The sequence below is a fragment of the Paucibacter sp. TC2R-5 genome, assembly GCF_025717605.1.
Classification (GTDB): domain Bacteria; phylum Pseudomonadota; class Gammaproteobacteria; order Burkholderiales; family Burkholderiaceae_C; genus Paucibacter_A; species Paucibacter_A albus.
In genome coordinates this window covers 78,320-98,092 of record NZ_JAJIRQ010000002.1, presented here as the reverse complement: position 1 = coordinate 98,092, position 19,773 = coordinate 78,320, and the positions used below count along the sequence as shown (strand labels likewise).

Genomic DNA, 19,773 nt, shown 5'->3' with positions numbered 1-19,773 from the left:
GGCGGCGCAGCGCGCGCGGCAACACCACGTGAGTTCTTCAAACACTGCCCCATCTGGGGGTCATTCGAACACGGCGATGGCCGGATTGACCCTCGGTGCCTTGGGCGTCGTCTACGGCGACATCGGCACCAGCCCGCTCTATGCGATGAAGGAAGTGTTCCATGGCGGCCACATCTTGCCGACGCATGACAACATCCTCGGCGTGCTGTCGCTGTTGTTCTGGACGATGACCATCATCGTTTCGATCAAGTATGTGCTGCTGATCCTGCGCGCCGACAACAACGGCGAAGGGGGCTTGATCGCGATGCTGGCGCTGGCCACCAATGCCGTCAATGACCAGCCGGCGCTGCGCCGCAAGTTGATGCTGCTGGGCTTGTTCGGCACGGCGATCTTTTACGGCGACGCGGTCATTACCCCGGCGATGACGGTGTTAGGCGCCGTTGAGGGTATCGATGTGTATGCACCGCAACTGCATGATTTGATCCTGCCCTTGACCCTGATCGTGTTGGCGTGCCTGTTCGCCGTGCAGCGCCTGGGCACGGGCGGCATCGGCAAGGCCTTCGGCCCTGTCATGTTGGCCTGGTTCGGCAGCTTGGTGCTCTTGGGCCTGCCGCACATCCTGGAAAATCCGCATGTGTTGGTAGCCGTCAACCCGGCCTATGCGCTGGCGTTTTGCCTGGAGCACAAATGGGCCGCATTTGTGGCGCTGGGCGCGGTTGTTCTGGTAGTGACCGGGGGCGAGGCCTTGTATGCCGACCTCGGCCATTTTGGTAAAAAGCCTATTCGCCTGGCCTGGTTCAGCATCGTCATGCCCGCCTTGGTGGTCAATTATTTCGGCCAAGGTGCAATGCTCCTGGCGCAGCCCGCAGCGGTCGTCAACCCGTTCTTCAATTTGGCGCCGGCCTGGGCGGAGATCCCGCTCTTTTTACTCGCCACCGCCGCGGCCGTAGTGGCCTCGCAGGCCTTGATCACGGCGGCCTTCTCGGTCACCAAGCAGGCGGTGCAAATGGGCATCTTGCCGCGCATGCGCATCTTGCACACCTCCGAGCGCGATACCGGCCAGATCTATGTGCCGTTCGTCAACTGGGGTCTGTTTGTCTTCATCATCTTGGCGGTTGTCTTGTTCGGCTCCAGCAGCAAGCTGGCCGGTGCCTACGGTATTGCGGTCACCATAGACATGACCATCACCACGGTGATGACCTTCTTCGTCATTCGCTATGGCTGGAAGTACCCGCTGGCCTTGTGCGTGGCCGCGACCGGTTTCTTCTTCGTCATCGACCTGACCTTCCTGGCCTCGAACATGCTCAAGCTGGTCGCGGGAGGCTGGTTCCCGCTGATGATTGGCATCGGCATGTTCACCTTGATGCTGACCTGGAAGCAAGGCCGGCGCATGCTCAGCAGCAAGCTGCGCGAGGATGCGATCGACCTGAAGAGTTTTCTCGACGCGGTGTTCCTGAGTCCGCCGGTACGGGTCGAGGGCACGGCCGTGTTTTTGTCGGCCGAGGCCGGTGTCACGCCCAACGCCCTGCTGCACAATTTGAAGCACAACAAGGTGCTGCATGAGCAGAATCTGTTCGTTACCGTCAAGCACCATGAGGTGCCCTGGGTGGGCTTTGACAAGCGCGTGCAAGTGGTCGCGCTGGGCAATCAGTGCTGGGCGGTGAGCCTGCATTTCGGCTTCAAGAACGAGCCCGATGTGCCCGATGCGCTGCGCCTGCTGGAGCAAAACGGCGTCATCCTGGAAGACATGGAGACCAGCTACTTCCTTTCCCGCGACATCGTGATCCCGACCATAGGCAATGGCGGCATGGCGATGTGGCGTGAAAAGCTCTTCGCCAGCATGCACCGCAACGCGGCCGCAGCGGCCGACTTCCTGCATCTGCCGACCAATCGGATTGTGGAGTTGGGGTCTAAAGTCGAAATCTAAGCCGCAGGCGAGGACTCAGCTGATGGTTTCCATCAGCACCTCGCTGCTGCTCACCCCGTTTGCCGCCAGATGTACAACGCTGCCGGGCGCGATCAGGGTCCAGCCGTCCTGCTCGTCGGCCAGCGGCTCTGAGGCCACCACCAGGCCTTCGCCACCATCCCGGCGCAGATACAGCGTCGGTGCGCGATGGTCGCTGGAGAAGCGAAAAGCATGCACCTGCTGGCCATCGGCCAAGGCGCCGGCAAAGCGCAAGGGCTCGTGGATGTTCAAGACATGCATCATCGCCAGCGTCTCATTGAGGATCTGGCTGACCGCCTGCGTGACGGGCTGGCCCGCCTCGATGCGCGCAATGATCAGCAAGAACAGCAACTCCGAGTCGGTGGCGCCTCGGCGTTCGGCATAAAGATGATCCGGCAGCCGCGCTTCCATCGCCCGGCGGATTTGCCCATAACCGCCAATCTGGCCGTTGTGCATGAAGAGATAGGGGCCGTAGCGAAACGGGTGGCAGTTCTGCCTGGCGATGCCGGTGCCGGTGGCGGCGCGCACATGGGCGAAGAACAGATGCGAGCGCACATTGCTGCACAGCGCCAGCAGGTTCTCGTCTGACCAGGCCGGCATCACCTCGCGGTAAATCCCGGGTGAAGTCAGCTCGCCATACCAGCCCACGCCGAAGCCGTCGCCATTGGTGACGGCCTTGGCCTGATCGGCCCGCAAGGATTGGCGTACCAGCGAATGTTGCGGTTTGCACACCAGCTCATCCAAGAAAATCGATGGCCCCAGATAGGCGAGAAATCTACACATCGGCGCAAGTTCCTTTCAATCTCTAGCGCTCAAACCCAGCGGTGTGGCACTGGCCTGCACCACATCGTCCGTGCGGCTATGCTGTGCACATGCAGCGCTGCCTCAATGATCTCTCAGTCTCAAGCATGGTGGCCGGTTTTGTCGCGGTCTTGGTGGGTTTCACCAGCTCGGTGGCGATTATTTTTCAGGCCGCACAAGCGCTTGGCGCCACAGCGGCTCAAACCAGCAGCTGGATCTGGGCTTTGGGCCTGGGCATGGGGGTCACGAGTCTAGGCTTGTCGTACTGGACCCGACAGCCGATTCTGACCGCGTGGTCTACCCCGGGAGCCGCCTTGATCGCCGCCACTGCCGGCGTTTCCATGCCCGAGGCCATCGGCGCATTTTTGCTGAGCTCCGGTCTGATCTTGTTGTTTGGGCTGACCGGTTGGTTCGAGCGCCTGATGGACCGCATCCCTCTGGCCGTGGCCGCCGCCTTGCTGGCCGGTGTACTGGCCCGCTTCGGTCTTGATGCGGTGCTGGCGGTCAAGTCGGCGCCAACCTTGGTTTTGCTGATGGCCGGCGCCTACCTCTTGGGCAAGCGCTGCTGGCCGCGCTATGCAGTGCCAGGGGTGCTGCTGGCCGGCATGGCGCTTGCTTTTGGGCAGGGGCGGGTTCAGATGGCAGCCGTCGACTGGGCTTGGGCGCAGCCGGTCTGGACCGCCCCGAGTTTCAGCCTCGCTGCCTTGATGGGTGTGGCCATCCCCTTGTTCTTGGTCACCATGGCCTCGCAGAATTTGCCCGGCGTGGCGGTGCAGCGCGCAGCCGGCTACCGCACACCTGTTTCTGCCACCTTGGCCGTGACCGGCTTCACCGGCCTGTTGCTGGCCCCTTTTGGCGGCTTTGCCTTCAACCTCGCGGCCATCACGGCGGCGATCTGCAACGGCCCCGAGGCGCACGCCGACCCCGCGCGGCGCTACACCGCAGCCATGTCGGCCGGCCTTGTGTACATTGCCGTGGGTCTGGCCGGCGGCGCGGTCGTCGGGCTGCTGGTCGCCTTTCCGCGCGAGCTGGTGGCGGCGGTGGCGGGCTTGGCTTTGATCTCCACCATCGCCGGCGGCTTGGCCACCGCCTTGAAGGAAGAAAAACACCGTGACGCGGCCTGCCTGACTTTTTTGGTGACCTTGTCCGGCCTCCAGGTAGCCGGCATCGGCTCGGCCTTTTGGGGCGCCGTGGCGGGTGGCCTGGCCTTGTCCGTGCATCAATTGCGTTCGAAATAAGAGGAATGATTGTTATGAAACTGCTCTTCGTTGCCGACCCTTTAGCTTCCTTCAAAACCTATAAGGACAGCACTTTTGCCATGATGCGTGAGGCGGCCAAGCGCGGGTATCAGCTCTGGGCCTGCGAGGTGCAGGACTTGATCTGGCGCTCGGGCGGGCGCGTGATGGCGCAGCAGGCCCGCGCCATCACCTTGACCGGAGATGCGCACAACTGGTTCACCGAAACCGAGCGTGCGGATCTGGTCGTGGCCGAGATCGATGCGGTCTTGATGCGCAAAGACCCGCCCTTTGACAGCGAGTTCTTCTACGCCACCCATTTGCTGGAGCAGGCCGAGCGCGAGGGCGCGCGCGTCTTCAACAAGCCGCAGGCGCTGCGCGACCATCCCGAGAAGCTGGCCCTGATGCAGTTTCCGCAATACTGCCCGCCGACCTTGGTGACGCGCAGCGAAGCGGCGATCCGCGCCTTCCACGCCGAGCATGGCGACATCATCCTGAAGCCGCTGGACGGCATGGGCGGCACCGGCATCTTCCGCGTCGGGGCCGATGGCATGAACCTCGGCGCCATCATCGAGACGCTCAACAAGGGTGGCGCCGAGACCGTCATGGTGCAGCGTTACTTACCCGCCATCAAAGACGGCGACAAGCGCGTGCTGGTGATCGGCGGCGTGCCGGTACCCTTTTGCCTTGCGCGCATTCCGCAGGGCGGCGAGGTGCGCGGCAACTTGGCGGCCGGCGGTAAAGGCGTGGCCCGGCCCATCAGTGAGCGCGACCGCGAGATCGCCGAGTACGCCGGCCCCATCTTGGCCGCACGCGGCCTCTTGCTGGTGGGCCTGGATGTGATCGGCGACAGCCTCACCGAGGTCAACGTCACCAGCCCGACCTGCTTCCAGGAGATCACCGACCAGGCCGGCTTTGATGTGGCCAAGATGTTTATCGATGCCCTGGAGAAGGCGCTGAACGAGGAGAAATCAGCATGATCAAGACCCGCGCCGCCGTCGCCTGGAAAGCCGGCGCCCCATTGACGATTGAAGAGGTGCAACTCGACGGCCCGCGTGCCGGCGAGGTCTTGGTGGAGGTCAAAGCCACCGGCATTTGCCACACCGACTACTACACGCTGTCCGGCGCCGACCCGGAAGGCATCTTCCCGGCCATCCTTGGTCACGAAGGCGCGGGCATCGTGCTCGAAGTGGGCGAGGGCGTCACCTGGCTCAAGCCCGGTGACCATGTGATCCCGCTCTACACGCCCGAATGCCGGCAGTGCAAATTCTGCCTCTCGCGCAAGACCAATCTGTGCCAGGCGATCCGCTCGACCCAGGGCAAGGGCTTGATGCCCGACGCGACCTCGCGCTTCTCGATCGACGGCAAGCCGATCTTTCATTACATGGGCACCTCGACTTTTTCGAACCACATCGTTGTGCCGGGCATTGCGCTGGCCAAGATTCGCGAGGACGCGCCCTTTGACAAGGTTTGCTATATCGGCTGTGGCGTCACCACGGGTGTCGGCGCGGTACTGTTCACGGCCAAGGTCGAGGCCGGTGCCAATGTGGTGGTGTTCGGTCTCGGCGGCATCGGCCTGAACGTGATCCAGGGCGCCAAAATGGTCGGTGCGGACAAGATCATTGGCGTCGATCTGAACCCGGCCAGAGAGGCGATGGCGCGCAAGTTCGGCATGACGCACTTCATCAACCCGAAGAACGTCGCCAATGTGGTGGACGAGATCGTCCAACTGACCGATGGCGGTGCCGACTACAGTTTTGAGTGCATAGGCAATACCAAGGTCATGCGCGATGCGCTGGAATGCACACACAAGGGCTGGGGGCGCAGCATCATCATTGGCGTGGCCGAGGCGGGCGCCGAGATCAGCACAAGACCATTCCAGCTGGTAACCGGGCGCAAATGGGAGGGCTCGGCCTTTGGTGGTGCGCGCGGCCGCACCGATGTGCCAAGAATCGTTGATTGGTATATGGACGGCAAGCTCAATATCGATGACTTGATCACGCATAAGCTGCCACTTGAGCGCATCAACGAAGGCTTTGACTTGATGAAGCGTGGCGAGTCGATCCGCGCGGTGGTGGAGTTTTGAGCATGTTGGAGGGGCTTGAGTTGCTGGCGGAACATGGCTGCTTTGGCGGCCAGCAGCGCTTTTACCGCCACGCCTCGGCCCAGATCGGCCTGCCCATGCGCTTCGGGCTTTTTGTGCCGCCTCAGCCGCGCGCCTTGTTGGTCTATCTGGCTGGCCTGACCTGCAACGAGGAAACTTTTGCGATCAAGGCCGGTGCGCAGCGACTGGCTTCCGAGTTGGGCCTGGCCTTGTTGACGCCCGACACCAGCCCGCGTGGGGCAGGCGTGATGGGCGAAGCCGATAGCTGGGACTTTGGCGTCGGTGCCGGTTTTTATCTCGATGCCAGCGCGCAGCCCTGGGCCCAGCATTGGCGCATGGAGAGTTACCTCTTGCATGAGCTGCTGCCGGGCGTACAAAAGGAACTCGGGCTCAGTACGCAAAGCACCGGCCTGTTCGGGCACTCGATGGGCGGCCATGGCGCCCTGACGCTGGCGCTGCGTCATCCAGGCGCATTCCGCTCGGTATCGGCGTTCGCGCCGGTTTGCGCGCCGATGCAATGCCCCTGGGGGCAAAAGGCCTTCGCCGGCTATCTGGGGGCAAATCATGCGGCCCATGCCGCGCATGACGCCAGTGCCTTGATGCTGAGCCAAACTCGCCCGCCATTCCCCGCCTGCATCCTGATCGACCAAGGCCTGGCCGACCCCTTTCTGGCGACGCAGCTGATGCCCGAGGCTTTCGAGGCCGCATGCTTGGCCGCCGGGCAAGACCTGACCCTGCGCCGGCATGCCGGCTATGACCATGGCTATTACTTCATCGCCAGCTTTATGAACGACCATCTTCGCCATCACGCGGCCCATCTGCTCGCCTGAGCAGGCGCAAGCGTAACGCTTGCTTGGGCCGTAGCGTGATGTGCAGCACCGGTTCGGGTGCTGCGCTGCCTGGAATGCGCTGCAGCTCGAAGCGCTGCAGCAAGAGGGCCGCGATCAAGCTGATCTCGGTTTGCGCAAAATGGCTGCCCAAGCAGACCCGGGGGCCTGCGCCGAAGGGCAGGTAGGCGCCGCGCGGAATCTCGGCGGCATCCGCGGCAAAGCGCTCGGGTTTGAAGGATTCGGGCTCAGGGAACCAGCGCGCATCGCGCTGTGTCACCCCGGGCGTCAAGCGGATCAGCGCGCCGGCCGGCACCGTCAGACCGGCGATTTCGATGGCTGCCGTCGTTCGGCGGCTCATCAAGGCGGGGGCGGCCGGGTAAAGCCGCAGCGTTTCCTTGATGGTTTGAGTCAGATAAGGCAAAGCAGCCAAGTCATCGAAGCAGGGTGTGCGCCCCGTCAGCACCCGGTCGACCTCCGCGCGGGCCAGGGCCGCCGCAGCGGGGTTGGCGGCCATGCACCAACCCCACCAGGTCAGTGCGGCCGCGCTGGTCTCGTGCCCTGCCAGGAAGATGGTCATGCACTCGTCGCGCAACTCGGTGTCGCTGAGCGCTTGACCGTCCTCATGGCGCAACTGCATCAGCATGTTCAGCAAGTCATCGGGCGCAGCGCCCTTCAGACCGCGCCGGGCGGCGATGTGGCCGCGAATCAGCCCATCCAGCGCCTTCATTGCGTGCCGCTTGCCCGCCTTCCAGGGCGCCCACAGCGGCGCGCTCTTGGGCCAGTACATCTCGCGCATGCCCTCGATGCTCAAGACCCTCACGGCATCTTCGGCCAGCCTGGCCTCGGCGGTGGCGCTGCTGCTGAACAGCGTGCGCAGAATCACATCCATGGTCAGGTGCGTCATCGCTTGTTCGAAGTCCAGATCCAACTGTGCCTGCTCGTGCCAACTGGCCAGTCCCTCGCTGCCGGCCGCCACCATCGCTGCCGCGAAGCCCACCACGCGCTTGGGCCCGAAGCCCGGCTGCAACATGCGGCGCTTTTCACTCCAGGCGGCGCCTTCGGCCACCAGCACGCTGTGGCCATGCACAGCGGCGAAGACCTCGGTGGCGCGCTCCCAGCGAATCATCTGCTCATGCGAGCCCAGCAGCAACTCGCGTAAATGCTCCGGATGGAAAAAGCTGTAGTCGCGGTAACTGCCAAATCGCATGTACACGACATCGCCATAGCGGCGCTGCAGGCGGCTGAGATGGCCCAGGTAGTCGCGCCCAAGCCTGAACAGCTCGGGGAAGCCGAAGAAGCGGCACGGCGGGCCTGGGGGCAGGGCGGCTGGGGTAGTTGCAATGGTTTGACTGTGCATGGCGGCCATCTTGCGTGTTGCGCGGCGCGGCGTCTTGAACGAAAGCGACATGAGCGAGCAGGCAGCTGGCGAGTTCTACACTGCCGCCATGAGTAACTCGGACTTGCATCCTGATACGGTGGCGCGCTTGCTGGCGCCAAGTTTGGGCCTGAGCGGCTGCGTGCATGCCTATATTTGGCGCGACACCACGCGCGCCGCCCATTTGACGGAGGAACAGCGCAGTGGCTGGTTCCCGGCCACGCCTTTTTGTGGTCTCAGCTGGACGATAGAAGGTTGCGGCTCGCAGGTGCTGGGTGAGGGCGCTCTGCAGGCCTTGCCCAGCGGCGGCCTGATTTTTGGCCCACGCAGCAGCCCGGTTCAGTTTCGCTCGGCGGCCGGGGCGCGTATTTTTATGGTGGCCATACTGCCGGAGTCCCTGCATGCGCTGACCGGTTTGGATCTCAGCCTTTTGGTCGATCGACATGGCAGCATCGACGCGCTGCTGGGGCCTGACTGGCAGGCCCTGAATGCGCGGCTGCTCGCCGCTGAGGATGAAGCGCAATGTCAGCAAATTTTTGAAGCCTTTTTGCTGCCGCGTTGGCGCGCACATCGCGATATCGGCGGGCCGTCGCCGCGCCGTTACCGCGATTGGATGCAGCAGTTAGCGACCCGCGCCGTGGCAGCTGGCCACGGGGCCAGCCTGCGTCAAGTGGAGCGCCGCATCAAACAGTGGAGTGGGCAGAGCCTGCGTGCCTTGCGGCGGGTCAGCCGCTCGGAGCAGACCTTCTTTCAGGTGCGGCGTGAACTCGAAGCGGGCGAGTTGGTGTGGAGCGCGCTGGCACAAGATCTTGGCTATGCCGACCAAGCTCATCTCTGCCGTGAAACACGCCGGGTCACCGGCTTCAGCCCCGATGAGCTGCGCCAGCGCATAGAGACCGACGAGGCGTTCTGGGCCTATCGCGTCTGGGTTTGACGCGCGCCAAGCGCTCGCTTGCATTTGCTCACAATTGCATGGTCAACAGCTTGAACCCAACGCCCGTTGTGCAGGGGCCAGGCGACTGAAAGCAGCAGATTCCCAAGACGGTGAACGCTGCCTCAGCGCTGGATGGCAAGACCTTGATTGGAGTTCTGAGATGACTAAGTTTTCTGTGGCTGCTTCGACTGTCCTTGGTGCTGTGATTGCTGTGTTTGCTGCCCAGGCCAGCATGGCTCAGGACAAGGCGGCTGTGGCTGCGGCGCCAATCGCAACTGCTGCAACTGCCGCAGCACCGGTTGCCACGCCTGCAGCCGCCACCAAGGCCACGCCGAGCGTTGCGGCAAGCAGCAAAGCCGTGCCTGCCAAGGCTGAAACCAAGCCAGTGGCCAAAGCCGAAGCCGCCGCCAGTGCCCCCCTGACGCCGGTGCAGCCTGTTGCTGCCGCAGCTGCCAAGACGGCCGAGGCCGTTAAGAAGTAAGTCGCCGGTCCAGCAGGTTTTCACAAGGGCGATGCTAAGCATCGCCCTTGTTTCTTTGGGGCTTGGCCGAAGGCGCCTCCGCCATTCAAGGACGGCAGATTGGCCCGGCTTACTGGCATGTGTCGCCAGTCAACGACAATGGCGGGCTATGGCAGTCCTATCTATCTCCAACGCCCATCTCGCTTACGGCCATGTTGCCTTGCTGGATGGTGCTTCGTTCTCGCTCGAAATGGGTGAGCGTGTCGGCCTGATTGGCCGCAACGGCACCGGCAAATCGTCGCTGCTGAAAATCCTCGCCCAGATGGAGAAGCTCGACGACGGCCTGTTGCAATTGCAGCAAGGTCTGACCAGCGTCTATGTGCCGCAAGAGCCCATCATGGACCCCGAGGCAACGATTTTTGACGCCGTCAGTGAGGGCGTGGCCGAGGCCAAGGCGCTGCGCGCACGCTATGAGATTCATGATCCCGAGGACGATCTGGAATGGGTGGCCGAGCGCATTGAGCACATCGGTGCCTGGAACTGGGAGCAGCGCGTCGAGGAGTCGCTGCAGCGTCTGGGTCTGGACGGCTCGCGTCTGATCGGCTCGCTCTCGGGTGGTTTGAAAAAGCGCGTGGCGCTGGGTCGCGCCTTGGTGGCTCAGCCCGATGTCTTGCTGCTCGACGAGCCGACCAACCATCTGGACTTGGACGCGATCACCTGGCTGGAGGAGTTGCTGAACAATTTCAAGGGCTCCCTGCTCCTGATCACCCACGATCGCAGCTTCTTGGACAACGTGGCCAACCGCATCGTTGAGTTGGACCGCGGCCAGCTGCGCAACTATCCCGGCAACTTCGCCGCCTTCACCGCCGCCAAGCTCTATGAGCTGGAGAACGAGGCGCTCTACAACGCCCGCTTCGACAAGATCCTGGCCCAAGAAGAAGTCTGGATCCGCAAGGGCGTCGAAGCCCGCCGCACCCGCAGCGTGGCGCGTATTCAGCGCCTGGAGACCATGCGCTTGGCCCATGCCTCGCGCCGTGATGTGCAAGGCAAGGTCAAGCTGGACATCGACACCGGCGGCGCCAGCGGCAAGATCGTGGCCGAGCTGGAAGATGTGTGCAAGAGCTATGGCGACCGGATGATCGTGCGCGACTTCACCGCCACCATTTTGCGCGGCGACAAAGTCGGCTTGGTCGGTGCCAACGGCGCCGGCAAGACGACGCTGCTGAAAATGATTCTGGGCCAGTTGGCGCCGGACAGCGGCACCGTCAATATGGGTTCCAAGATCAATGTCGCCTACTTTGACCAGATGCGCGATGTGCTGGACCTGGAGGCCACGCTGGCCGACACCATCAGCCCCGGCAGCGAGTGGATCGAGATCGGCAATCAGCGCAAGCATGTAAAGAGTTACTTGGGCGACTTCTTGTTCTCGCCGGCGCGCGCCAATTCGCCGGTCAAGAGCTTGTCCGGCGGCGAGCGCAACCGCCTGCTGCTAGCGCGTTTGTTCGCAAGGCCCGCCAATGTGCTGGTGCTGGACGAGCCAACCAATGACCTGGACATCGAAACGCTGGAGCTGCTCGAAGAGCTGCTGGCCGACTATGACGGCACGGTCTTTCTGGTCAGCCATGATCGGCGCTTCCTGGACAACGTCGTCACGTCGACGATCGTCAACGAAGGCGATGGCCGCTGGCGCGAGTACGAGGGCGGTGTGCAGGACTGGTTGGTGCAGAGCAAGCGAGCCGCGGCCATCAATGAAGCCAAGGCTAAGCAAGCGCCCGCTGCTGCTGCTTCTTCTGCTGCTGCAACTGCGCCGGCACCGGTGGCCGCCGCTGCCGCGCCGGTCGTCGCCAACAAGAAAAAGCTCAGCTACAAGGAGCAGCGTGAGCTCGATGAGTTACCGGCCAAGGTGGCGGCGCTGGAAGCCGAGCAAGTGCAGATCAATGCCTTGCTGAATGGCTCCGAGCTCTACTCGCAGGGTGCGGCGCGGATTGCCGAAGTCACCGAGCGCGGCGGTCAGATCGACGCCGAATTGCTGGCGCTGATGGAACGCTGGGAAGCTCTCGACGCGAAGTGAAGCCAGCAGGCGCGGCCGGGATGCGAGCACTCTTTTTTAGAGCTGCACGCTCACGCTGCCCAGGCCGGCAAAGCCGACCGTGGCGCGGTCACCCGGCTGCAGCCCTGCTTGCGACAGCCAAGCCCCCGTCGTTACCACGCTGCCGGCCGGCAAACTTTGGCCATGCCGGCAGGCATGCTTGAACCAAGCTAATAGACCCCAGGCCGGGTCGCCCAGACTGTGGCCGCCGACGCAGTGCAAGGCGGGCCCGTCGTTGACGCGCAGCTCGCAGGCCTGCTGCGACCAGTCGCGCGCTTGATAAGGCAAGCACTCGCCCAGGGCCAGTGCGCCATGCGAGAGGAAATCGGCCTGTCGCAGCAAGGCGGGCGCTTCACCCGCTTCCTGCCAACGCGAGGCCACCAGCTCCACCGAGACGGCCATGCCGTCGATGAAGTCGCTTGCATCCGCGAGGCTCAAGTGCGCCGCCAATTCGGGTGTGACTTCGCGGCCCAGGCGCAGCGCGATCTCGGCCTCGATACCGGCTTGCTGCAAGCGCAGATCGCTGAAGTTGGCCGGGCCGATGCGAACGCCGGTCGGCGCCAGCACCGCGTGCGTCAGCGCCACTTGGCGCGAGGCGCCGCCGCTCTTCCAAAACTGCGGGCGGCCGGGCTGCAACCAGCCCAAGGTCTGTGCGACCGATTGTTGAATCGCGTAAGCGCAATCCGCATCGGGCACGGCGTCAAGCCAATCAGCAGCAGCAAGGTGCAGGCCTTGCTGCCAGGCTTGCGCCAAGGCTTGGCTGAGTTGAATTTGCTCGCCGGCGCTCACAGCTTCTTCAGCTTGGAGGCCGGAATCAAGCCGGGGTTGCCATTGAGTTGCACGACCAACTCCCCTTGGCTGACGACCACGTATTGAACCGTCTGCGTCTTGTCCAGATAGCTCACCTTGTCGCCTGCTTTCAGGCTGGGGATTACCGGCAACACAATCTTTGGCGGGGGGCGGCTCACACCGGCCGGCTGAGCGCTTTTCATCACGGCGCTGAGTCGCGCATGCAACTCGGGCCGCTCCTTGGCCAGCGCTTCGAGTGCCTTCAACATCGTGGCCTTCAGTTCCGCAGCGGTGAAGGGCTTGCGCAAGAGGAAGTTGGAGCCGGCTTCAATGGCGTCGGCCTCATGCTGGGGCGTCACTTCGAAGCTCAGCAGGGCGAGCCGGCAGCCGGGGTTGAGCTCATTCAAGCGTTCGTGCAAGGCGATGCCCGTCATCGCGCCTTTGGGGAACCAGTCGGTGATCAAGAAATCGGGCTTGAAGTCCCGGCCTATGGCCAGACCGGCCTCGGGATCGCTGGCGCTGCGTATGCATTCGGCCGGCAGGCCGAAGCCTTCCAGCATTTGGCGAGCAAAGGTTTGAACGCCGGCAAGGCCATCTACCACTAGAAATCGAAGATCGGCGGACATGGGCAAGGCAAAGCGGCTGGCTGATGAAGAGGGCCTGATGGTAACGGCTTGTTCAGGTCGCTGCCGCGCGCAGCGTTTGCAAACGTCGCCAAAACAGGGCATCTTGCGCAGTCGCGAAGTTGATGCGCATCAGCGTGCTGCTTTGGCGGCTGGCGCTGAACAGCATGCCGGGCGCCGTCAGCCAGCCTTCATCCAACATCAGCTGGGCCAGGCGCTCGGTGTCCATGCCCACATCGACCCAGCCAAACAAGCCTTGCGGCGGCGCCATAAAGCGGCAGCCTGCGGCCTCGGCCAGCTTCATGCTGCGCTGGCGGGCGGCATCCAAAAGCGTCAACACCCGGTCGGCATGGCGGCGCAATTGGCCCTGCTCCAGGCAATGGGCGACGGCGCGCTCCAGCAGCGGGCTGGTCGTCAGGCTGCTGAGCAGCTTCAGGTTCGTGAGCTTCTCGATCCAGGCCGGGTTGGCCGCCAGATAGCCGACCCGCCAGGCCGGCGTCAGGATTTTGGAGAAGCCGGAAACATAGATGCTGCGGCGCAAGCCGTCCAGCGCCGACAAGCGCGGCGCATGATTGGGTGCCAAGAATGCATAGGTGTCGTCCTCGACAATCTGAAAGTCGGCCTGCTCGGCCATGCGCAGGATCTGGTGTGCGTTGGCCAAGCTCAGGCTGTTGCCGGTCGGGTTGTGCAGCACCGACACCGTCACATACATGCGAGGGCGATGCTGCTCGATCAGCCGCTCCATCACCGCCAGGTCAGGCCCATTGGCGCAGCGCGGCACCGGCAGCAAGCGCATGCCGGCCTGCGTCAGGCGGGCAAATTCGATTGCCCAGCCGGGGTCATCCACCAACACCGCATCGCCGGGCTGCAGCAGGGTGCGGGTGATCAGGTCGAGCGCATGGGTGGCGCCGACGGTGGTGACGATTTGTTCGGCCGGGCAGGCGATACCCAGATCGGCCAGACGCAGGCCCAAGGCTCTGCGCAGGCGGGCATCGCCGGCTGGCTCGCCGTAATGCAGGGCCAGTTGTTCGCTGCCGCCGCCGGCCTTGAGCACTTGGCGCATGGCCGCTTGCAGCATGGGCAGATCCAGCCATTCCGCCGGCAAGGTGCCCAGGCCCGGTGCGCGCTTGGCATCGGCCAGGAACATGCCGCGTATCAAGGCGGTGGCGTCCACCGGCACCGATTGCGGCGCGGGCTGCGTGGGCTGGCGACTGGTCGCCCCGGCTTGGCGCTCGCGAACAAAAAAGCCGCGTTGCTTGCGTGCTTCCAGCAGGCCGCTGGCCAGCAGTTGGTCGTAGGCCGCCACCACGGTGTAGGGGCTGACGCCGTGATGGCGCGCGCATTCCCGCACCGAGGGCAGGCGCGCACCGGGCAAAAGCAGGCGCTGCTGGATGCGCTCGGCAAAGCGCTCGGCCAGCTGCTGCGCCAGCGGTTGGCTGGCTTTGCGTATGAGCGGCATGCTCTGTGGGCCGGGCTTCGGTCCGTGCTGCGGGCTTTCTGTGTAGGTCATTTTGCCGATACAGATGAATGAATTGTCTGCAAAAGTGTACTGCAGCTGTATTGGTTATGGGCGGGATACTGGGTCCCTTCTTTCAGTTGGCCGGAGGGCTGCCACGATGATGACCTTGCCCACTCTTTTGGCCGTGATGGCGTTTGCCACGGTCACCTCGATCACGCCGGGCCCCAACAATATGATGTTGCTGGCCTCGGGTGTGAATCACGGCTTCAAAAAGACGCTGCCGCATATCGCCGGCATCAGCATCGGTTTGATGGTCTTGTTGTTGGCGGCTGGGCTGGGGCTGGGCGCGCTGCTGCAGCAGTGGCCGCAACTCTATTTGGCTTTGAAGGTGCTCGGCGTCGCCTATATGGTGTGGTTGGCTTGGAAGCTTTGGCATGCCGAGGCTCCGACTGAGGTTGATGGTGATCAAGCCAGCCCAGCGGCGGCGGGCTTGATGGGCTTTTGGGGCGCGGCGGCTTTTCAGTGGGTCAATCCCAAGGCCTGGATGATTGCGATCGGCGCAGTGGCGGGCTTCACGGCGCCGGGCGGCGGCTGGACGGCGATGCTGGGCCTGGCCTTGGTCTGCGCGCTGGTCAATGCGCCTTGTGTGGGTTTGTGGGCCTTGGCGGGCGCCAAGCTGAGCCGATTCCTGGCTGAGCCCTCGCGCCGCCGAGCCTTCAATGCGGTGATGGCCTTGTCATTGCTGGCCAGCATCTGGCCGATGTTGGGAGCTTGAGAAATGAAGACCTTGGGGATTCTGGGTGGCATGAGTTGGGAGTCGACCGCTCATTTATACAAACTGCTGAACCAGGACGTGGCAGCCAGGCTGGGTGGACTGCACAGCGCCGATTTGATTCTGCGCAGCGTTGACTTCGCCGAGATTGAGGCGCTGCAGCGTGCCGGCGACTGGGCCGCGGCCGGCCAAATGCTCGGTGAGGCCGGGCGCGGGCTGAAGGCGGCCGGTGCCCAGGGTCTGTTGATCGCGACCAACACCATGCACAAGGTGGCCGACGAGGTCGAACGCTTGAGCGGCCTGCCTTTGATCCATATCGTTGACGCGACCGCGGCTGCGCTGAAGGCTGCCGGCATCAAACGGGCCGGTTTGTTGGCTACCCGCTACACGATGGAGCAAGATTTTTACCGTGGCCGCATGCAGGATAGGCATGGGATCGAGCTGATCGTGCCCGGCCCCGAGGACCGCGACGAGGTTCACCGTGTGATCTTCGAGGAGCTGTGCCGGGGGCAGATTCTCGACACTTCACGCGCTCGCTTTCAGCGCATCGCCCAGCATTTGAGCGCAGCCGGCGCCGAAGGCGTGGTCCTGGGGTGCACCGAAATTTGTTTGTTGCTGGATCCGTCCGTCGACAGCCAAACGCCCTTGTTCGACGGCACCGCCCTGCATGCCAAGGCGGCGGTCGATTGGATGTTGGGTGGTACAACGTCGGCTTAGCCGGCAATTTTTAGCCGCAAACATCAAGCGAGACACCCATGAGCTCAGTCTGGACCCAAGCGCGGCGTGCCGCCCGCATGAACCCCTCGATCATTCGCGAAATCCTCAAGGTCACCGAAAAGCCCGGCATCTTGTCGATGGCCGGTGGCCTGCCCTCGGCCGATACCTTTCCTGTGGCGGAGCTGAAAGCGGCTTGTGACCGGGTGCTGACCGAGAACCCCAAAGAAGCACTGCAATACGCGGCCAGCGAGGGTTTCGCGCCGCTACGCGAATGGGTGGCGCAACGGGTGCAGAGTCTGGGCATGCAGGTCACGCCCGATCAGGTGTTGATCACCAGTGGCTCACAACAAGGCCTGGATCTGGTGGGCAAAATTCTGTGTGACGCCGGCGCACCGGTGGCCGTCGAGACGCCCACCTATCTGGGAGCGCTGCAGGCCTTTACGCCGTTCGAGCCCATCTTCACCAGCTTGGACAGCGACGAGCAAGGCGTCGACCCGGCTGCCATCGCCAAGCTGCCGCATGATGCGCCCGGCACGCGCTTCGCCTATTTGTTGCCCAATTATCAAAACCCAACCGGCCGCGTGATGAGCTTGGAGCGGCGCCAAGCAGCGGTCGCTGCGGCCAAGGCCGCCGGTGTGCCCATCATTGAAGACAACCCTTACGGTGACCTTTGGTTTGATGAGCCGCCGCTGCCATCGCTGGCCTCGATGTGGCCCGAAGGTGTGATCTATCTTGGCTCCTTCAGCAAGGTCTTGACGCCGGGTTTCCGTCTGGGCTTCATGATCGCGCCGCCCGAGCTGTATCCCAAGCTCTTGCAGGCCAAGCAAGCGGCCGACTTGCACACGCCGGGCTTCAATCAGCGTGTTGTTTACGAGGTGGTGCGCAACGGTTTCCTGGACGAGCATGTGCCCAAGATCCGCGCCCGTTACAAGGCCAACCGCGACGCGATGGCCGAGGGGCTGAAGAAACATCTGCCGCCGGGCTGCGAATGGCAAATGCCAAAGGGCGGCATGTTCTTCTGGATCCGCCTGCCCGAGGGCTTGAACGCGATGGACTTGCTGCCCAAGGCGGTTGACGCGGGCATCGCCTTCGTGCCCGGCGCGGCCTTCTATGCCCATACGCCGGACCCGCGCGCGATGCGTTTGTCCTTCGTGACCTTGACGCCGCCGCAGATCGAAGAGGGCGTTGCCATACTCGGTCGGGTTTTGCGGGCTGCACTGGATGATATCGGTGCCGAATCAGCGCCATGAGTTTGCAGACCAGACGATTCGCGCAGGTTGATGTTTTTACCGCCATGCCCTTGTTGGGCAATCCCTTGGCGGTGGTGATAGACGCCGAGGGACTGAGTGACGCGGCGATGGCCAGCTTTGCCCGCTGGACCAATTTGTCGGAAACGACGTTTTTGTTGCCGCCGACCGACCCTCAAGCCGATTACCGCGTGCGTATCTTCACGCCCGGAGGCGAACTGCCCTTTGCCGGTCATCCGACGCTGGGTTCGGCGCATTGCTGGCTGGCGGCTGGCGGCATGCCACGCAACAAGGGCGAGTTGCTGCAGCAATGTGGCATCGGCCTGGTGCGCATCAAGCGCGTGGTTGAACGCAGTGGCAAGGAGCGGCTCGCCTTTGCGGCACCACCGCTGCGCCGTGGTGGCCCGGTGTCGGCCGCGCTGCATGAGCAGGTTTTGCGCTCGCTGCGTTTGGCCGCCGAAGAGGTGCTGGATGTGGTGTGGGTGGACAACGGCCCACCCTGGATTGCGGCCCGGCTGAAGAGCGCCGAGGCGGTCTTGGCCTTAACGCCAGACTTCAACGCCATGGCCGGCATCGAACTCGGCGTCGTCGGCGCCTACCCGAGTGGCTCTAAACAGCAGTTCGAGGTGCGCGCCTTTGTGCCCGGCATGGGCGTGCCCGAAGATCCGGTCACCGGCAGCTTGAATGCCGGCCTGGCGCTGTGGATGCTCGAAGCCGGCTTGTGCAGCGACAACTATGTGGTGGCGCAGGGCAAGATGCTCGGGCGCGCTGGGCGCATCCATGTTCAGCGCAGTGGTGCCGACGTCTGGATAGGCGGTGACGTAACGCCGATGATCAACGGAGAAGTGCGGCTGTGAGTGCACAAGAAAGGGATGGGCCACCCCGACCTTTCTTGACCCCCTCGGGGGGCGGACGACGTATCCCGTCGGCCTGGGGGCGCTCAGTACTGCTCGACCATCTGGTGATTGGCGCTGCCAGCTTGGCCGAGGGCGAAGCCTGGTGCGAGGCGACCTTGGGGGTGAGGCCTGTTGGCGGCGGCAAGCATGGCTTGATGGGGACGCATAACCGTTTGCTGAATCTGAGTGGGCCGGCCTTCCCGCGCTGTTATCTGGAGATCATCGCCATCGATCCGGATGCTCCGCCGCCCGGGCGGGCGCGCTGGTTCGATCTCGATTCGCCGGCTTTGCAAGAGCGTTTGCGGGTCGAGGGGCCAGGCCTGATTCATTGGGTGGCCAGGGTTGACGGCGATCTGGACGCGCAACTGAATCATTGGCGTGAGCAGGGCGTTGATGCGGGCGAGGCGGTCGCGGCATCGCGCATGACGCCGCTCGGCGAGTTGCGCTGGCGTATCGCTTTGCGGCGTGACGGCAAGCGGCTCTCGAGCGGTGCTTTGCCTTTGCTGATCGAGTGGGGCGAGGTGCATCCGGCAGATGGGCTAGCCGGCGCGACTGTGAACCTGTGCAAATTCGAGCTGAGCTTGCCGCAGCCGGCGCTGCTGGCGGGTTTGCTTGTCGAGACCGGAGAGGCGCATGTGCACGCTCAGCTGCAGACGCCATTGGGGCTTGTTTCGCTGCAATTGATGACTTAAAGGTTGAACAACGATGGCGCAAACCGAAGAGCTGTTTCGAGAGGACTCCACCTTGCGCGAATGTGCAGCCAGACTGCTGCGCATCGATGAGCGCGGCCTGCTCCTGGATCGGACGGTGTTTTATCCCTTGGGTGGCGGGCAGGCTGGCGATGCGGGCGAGCTGCTCTTGGCCGATGGCCGAGTGATCGCCATTGCCGACACCCGCAAGGGCAAGGGAGAGGGCGCTGAGGGCGAGATCCTGCACCTGCCGGCGCCCGGCCAGGACGCCTTGCTGGCGGGTCTGCAGGCGGGGCTTGCTGTGACGGCCCGCCTGGACTGGCAGCGCCGCCATGCCTTGATGCGCTTTCATTCGGCCACCCATCTGCTGTGCGCGCTGGTGCCGCATCCGGTTGATGGTTGCTCAATCACGCCGAGTTATGCGCGGCTGGACTTTCACATGACCGAGGCCTTGAGCAAGGAAGAGTTGACAGCGGGGCTGGCCCGCTTGGTCGAAGGGGCGCACCCGGTCAGTCAAGCTTGGATCAGCGAGGCCGAGCTGGATGCCAATCCGGGTCTGGTGCGCAGCATGAGTGTGCAGCCGCCGCGCGGCATGGGGCGGGTGCGGGTATTGAACATCGAAGGCGTGGATCTCCAGCCTTGTGGCGGCACGCATATTGCCAACACCGCCGAAATCGGCCCCATCTTCGTCACGAAGATTGAAAAGAAAAGCGCCTCGACCCGCAGGGTCGTGCTCGGCTTTGCCGAGTCAGCCGAAGGCTGAAGGCGCTTTTCTTCGGGGAGCACTCATTTCGGCGCAGCCGAAGTG

General features: G+C 63.6%; 19 protein-coding genes. 14 read left to right on the top strand and 5 right to left on the bottom strand.

Annotated features, from left to right (window positions below):
- Positions 1 to 76: 76 nt before the first annotated feature.
- Entirely contained in the window at positions 77 to 1,927 is a 1,851-nt protein-coding gene (locus tag LNV08_RS04130) for a potassium transporter Kup (RefSeq protein ID WP_263532399.1), read from the top strand.
- A 15-nt stretch (positions 1,928 to 1,942) separates the two neighbouring features.
- Here the strand turns inward: LNV08_RS04130 and LNV08_RS04125 are convergent, their stop codons facing one another.
- Positions 1,943 to 2,728 carry a class II glutamine amidotransferase gene (locus tag LNV08_RS04125; protein ID WP_263532398.1) on the bottom strand — a complete coding sequence of 262 codons (786 nt, stop codon included), beginning with the start codon at positions 2,726 to 2,728 and terminating at the stop codon, positions 1,943 to 1,945.
- Between the two features lie 89 nt (positions 2,729 to 2,817).
- Between LNV08_RS04125 and LNV08_RS04120 the strand changes: the two genes are divergently transcribed.
- From LNV08_RS04120 to fghA, 4 genes are read left to right on the top strand one after another with little or no spacing between them, the layout of a single operon-like run.
- A complete protein-coding gene (locus tag LNV08_RS04120) occupies positions 2,818 to 3,984 on the top strand; it encodes a benzoate/H(+) symporter BenE family transporter (protein ID WP_263532397.1) in 1,167 nt (388 codons plus the stop codon).
- Positions 3,985 to 3,998: 14 nt separating this feature from the next.
- The gene (gene gshB, locus LNV08_RS04115) at positions 3,999 to 4,961 is read left to right on the top strand and encodes a glutathione synthase (protein WP_263532396.1); all 963 of its coding nucleotides are present in this window, start codon (positions 3,999 to 4,001) and stop codon (positions 4,959 to 4,961) included.
- Positions 4,961 to 6,067, top strand: coding sequence for an S-(hydroxymethyl)glutathione dehydrogenase/class III alcohol dehydrogenase (locus tag LNV08_RS04110; protein WP_263532951.1), 1,107 nt, complete (start codon positions 4,961 to 4,963; stop codon positions 6,065 to 6,067). The genes gshB and LNV08_RS04110 overlap by 1 nt, the downstream gene beginning before the upstream one ends.
- A 2-nt stretch (positions 6,068 to 6,069) precedes the next feature.
- Positions 6,070 to 6,915 carry an S-formylglutathione hydrolase gene (gene fghA / locus LNV08_RS04105; RefSeq protein WP_263532395.1) on the top strand — a complete coding sequence of 282 codons (846 nt, stop codon included), beginning with the start codon at positions 6,070 to 6,072 and terminating at the stop codon, positions 6,913 to 6,915.
- On the opposite strand, the gene LNV08_RS04100 is transcribed toward fghA, so the two are convergent.
- Complete coding sequence (locus tag LNV08_RS04100) at positions 6,869 to 8,272, bottom strand: cytochrome P450 (RefSeq protein WP_263532394.1); 1,404 nt, start codon at positions 8,270 to 8,272, stop codon at positions 6,869 to 6,871. The genes fghA and LNV08_RS04100 overlap by 47 nt on opposite strands.
- On the opposite strand from LNV08_RS04100, the gene LNV08_RS04095 reads away from it, so the two are divergent.
- From LNV08_RS04095 to LNV08_RS04085, 3 genes are all read left to right on the top strand, one after another.
- On the top strand, positions 8,271 to 9,224 hold the full coding sequence (locus LNV08_RS04095) for a helix-turn-helix domain-containing protein (RefSeq protein WP_263532393.1): 954 nt from the start codon (positions 8,271 to 8,273) through the stop codon (positions 9,222 to 9,224). The two genes, LNV08_RS04100 and LNV08_RS04095, sit on opposite strands and share 2 nt — an antisense overlap.
- A gap of 160 nt (positions 9,225 to 9,384) precedes the next feature.
- Positions 9,385 to 9,705 (top strand): hypothetical protein, encoded by a 321-nt coding sequence (locus LNV08_RS04090; protein ID WP_263532392.1) that lies wholly within the window; start codon positions 9,385 to 9,387, stop codon positions 9,703 to 9,705.
- Between the two features lie 148 nt (positions 9,706 to 9,853).
- The gene (locus tag LNV08_RS04085) at positions 9,854 to 11,755 is read left to right on the top strand and encodes an ATP-binding cassette domain-containing protein (RefSeq protein ID WP_263532391.1); all 1,902 of its coding nucleotides are present in this window, start codon (positions 9,854 to 9,856) and stop codon (positions 11,753 to 11,755) included.
- Between the two features lie 36 nt (positions 11,756 to 11,791).
- Here the strand turns inward: LNV08_RS04085 and LNV08_RS04080 are convergent, their stop codons facing one another.
- From LNV08_RS04080 to LNV08_RS04070, 3 genes are read right to left on the bottom strand one after another with little or no spacing between them, the layout of a single operon-like run.
- On the bottom strand, positions 11,792 to 12,562 hold the full coding sequence (locus LNV08_RS04080; RefSeq protein WP_263532390.1) for a fumarylacetoacetate hydrolase family protein: 771 nt from the start codon (positions 12,560 to 12,562) through the stop codon (positions 11,792 to 11,794).
- Positions 12,559 to 13,188 (bottom strand): response regulator, encoded by a 630-nt coding sequence (locus LNV08_RS04075; protein ID WP_263532389.1) that lies wholly within the window; start codon positions 13,186 to 13,188, stop codon positions 12,559 to 12,561. Before LNV08_RS04075 ends, LNV08_RS04080 begins: the two co-directional genes overlap by 4 nt.
- A gap of 52 nt (positions 13,189 to 13,240) precedes the next feature.
- Complete coding sequence (locus LNV08_RS04070; protein WP_263532388.1) at positions 13,241 to 14,644, bottom strand: PLP-dependent aminotransferase family protein; 1,404 nt, start codon at positions 14,642 to 14,644, stop codon at positions 13,241 to 13,243.
- 157 nt (positions 14,645 to 14,801) lie between these two features.
- Here LNV08_RS04070 and LNV08_RS04065 point away from each other — a divergent pair, with 157 nt between their 5' ends.
- The 6 genes from LNV08_RS04065 to LNV08_RS04040 are packed head-to-tail and all read left to right on the top strand — an operon-like array spanning position 14,802 to position 19,728.
- Positions 14,802 to 15,419 carry a LysE family translocator gene (locus LNV08_RS04065; RefSeq protein ID WP_263532387.1) on the top strand — a complete coding sequence of 206 codons (618 nt, stop codon included), beginning with the start codon at positions 14,802 to 14,804 and terminating at the stop codon, positions 15,417 to 15,419.
- 3 nt (positions 15,420 to 15,422) lie between these two features.
- Positions 15,423 to 16,133: an aspartate/glutamate racemase family protein gene (locus LNV08_RS04060; protein WP_263532386.1), complete on the top strand. Its 711-nt coding sequence runs from the start codon at positions 15,423 to 15,425 to the stop codon at positions 16,131 to 16,133.
- A gap of 38 nt (positions 16,134 to 16,171) precedes the next feature.
- Positions 16,172 to 17,383, top strand: a complete 1,212-nt coding sequence (locus LNV08_RS04055) for a PLP-dependent aminotransferase family protein (RefSeq protein ID WP_263532385.1) — start codon at positions 16,172 to 16,174, stop codon at positions 17,381 to 17,383.
- A gap of 2 nt (positions 17,384 to 17,385) precedes the next feature.
- The gene (locus LNV08_RS04050) at positions 17,386 to 18,237 is read left to right on the top strand and encodes a PhzF family phenazine biosynthesis protein (protein ID WP_263532950.1); all 852 of its coding nucleotides are present in this window, start codon (positions 17,386 to 17,388) and stop codon (positions 18,235 to 18,237) included.
- Entirely contained in the window at positions 18,234 to 18,968 is a 735-nt protein-coding gene (locus LNV08_RS04045) for a VOC family protein (RefSeq protein ID WP_263532384.1), read from the top strand. Before LNV08_RS04050 ends, LNV08_RS04045 begins: the two co-directional genes overlap by 4 nt.
- A gap of 13 nt (positions 18,969 to 18,981) precedes the next feature.
- Positions 18,982 to 19,728, top strand: a complete 747-nt coding sequence (locus LNV08_RS04040; RefSeq protein WP_263532383.1) for an alanyl-tRNA editing protein — start codon at positions 18,982 to 18,984, stop codon at positions 19,726 to 19,728.
- Positions 19,729 to 19,773: the final 45 nt, after the last annotated feature.

Coding starts and splice junctions, on each gene's coding strand:
- LNV08_RS04130 (WP_263532399.1), top strand. CDS start 77: ATGGCCGGATTGACCCTCGGTGCCTTGGGCGTCGTCTACGGCGACATC.
- LNV08_RS04125 (WP_263532398.1), bottom strand. CDS start 2,728: ATGTGTAGATTTCTCGCCTATCTGGGGCCATCGATTTTCTTGGATGAG.
- LNV08_RS04120 (WP_263532397.1), top strand. CDS start 2,818: ATGCAGCGCTGCCTCAATGATCTCTCAGTCTCAAGCATGGTGGCCGGT.
- gshB (WP_263532396.1), top strand. CDS start 3,999: ATGAAACTGCTCTTCGTTGCCGACCCTTTAGCTTCCTTCAAAACCTAT.
- fghA (WP_263532395.1), top strand. CDS start 6,070: ATGTTGGAGGGGCTTGAGTTGCTGGCGGAACATGGCTGCTTTGGCGGC.
- LNV08_RS04095 (WP_263532393.1), top strand. CDS start 8,271: ATGGCGGCCATCTTGCGTGTTGCGCGGCGCGGCGTCTTGAACGAAAGC.
- LNV08_RS04100 (WP_263532394.1), bottom strand. CDS start 8,272: ATGCACAGTCAAACCATTGCAACTACCCCAGCCGCCCTGCCCCCAGGC.
- LNV08_RS04090 (WP_263532392.1), top strand. CDS start 9,385: ATGACTAAGTTTTCTGTGGCTGCTTCGACTGTCCTTGGTGCTGTGATT.
- LNV08_RS04085 (WP_263532391.1), top strand. CDS start 9,854: ATGGCAGTCCTATCTATCTCCAACGCCCATCTCGCTTACGGCCATGTT.
- LNV08_RS04075 (WP_263532389.1), bottom strand. CDS start 13,188: ATGTCCGCCGATCTTCGATTTCTAGTGGTAGATGGCCTTGCCGGCGTT.
- LNV08_RS04070 (WP_263532388.1), bottom strand. CDS start 14,644: ATGCCGCTCATACGCAAAGCCAGCCAACCGCTGGCGCAGCAGCTGGCC.
- LNV08_RS04065 (WP_263532387.1), top strand. CDS start 14,802: ATGATGACCTTGCCCACTCTTTTGGCCGTGATGGCGTTTGCCACGGTC.
- LNV08_RS04060 (WP_263532386.1), top strand. CDS start 15,423: ATGAAGACCTTGGGGATTCTGGGTGGCATGAGTTGGGAGTCGACCGCT.
- LNV08_RS04055 (WP_263532385.1), top strand. CDS start 16,172: ATGAGCTCAGTCTGGACCCAAGCGCGGCGTGCCGCCCGCATGAACCCC.
- LNV08_RS04040 (WP_263532383.1), top strand. CDS start 18,982: ATGGCGCAAACCGAAGAGCTGTTTCGAGAGGACTCCACCTTGCGCGAA.